Raw genomic sequence first — 315 nt, 5'->3', positions numbered from 1 at the left:
GCCGGCGATGGTGGCTTCGTCCAGCGGCGTGTCGATGACGCGCATCTCGCCGAACTGTTCCTGCAGGCCCTGCGTGGCGCGGAACACGCCGCCGTTGACGCCGACGTCCTCACCGAGCACCACGACGCTGTCGTCGTTGCGCATTTCGTAGGCGAGCGCCTGGGTCACTGCTTCGATAAGAGTGATTTGTGCCATGGGAAGAGTTCCTTACGACGTGCGATCGAGGGAAGCGGCGAGCTCGCGCTGCGCTTCGAGGTCGGCCGGGAGTTCGGCATACAGGTAGTCGAACATCGCCGTTGCCGGCTGGTTCTTCGT

1 pseudogene is annotated in these 315 nt (G+C 64.1%); it reads right to left on the bottom strand.

Annotated features, from left to right (window positions below):
* Window positions 1-195, bottom strand: a pseudogene (locus CBX98_RS25890) (alpha-ketoacid dehydrogenase subunit beta); the annotation flags it as partial.
* Window positions 196-315: the final 120 nt, after the last annotated feature.

It is taken from the genome of Vibrio sp. T9 (genome assembly GCF_003123985.1).
In the GTDB taxonomy this organism is placed as follows: domain Bacteria; phylum Pseudomonadota; class Gammaproteobacteria; order Enterobacterales; family Vibrionaceae; genus Vibrio; species Vibrio diabolicus.
Note: the sequence above shows the minus strand (reverse complement) of the source record. Positions and strands in the feature narration are given on the sequence as shown.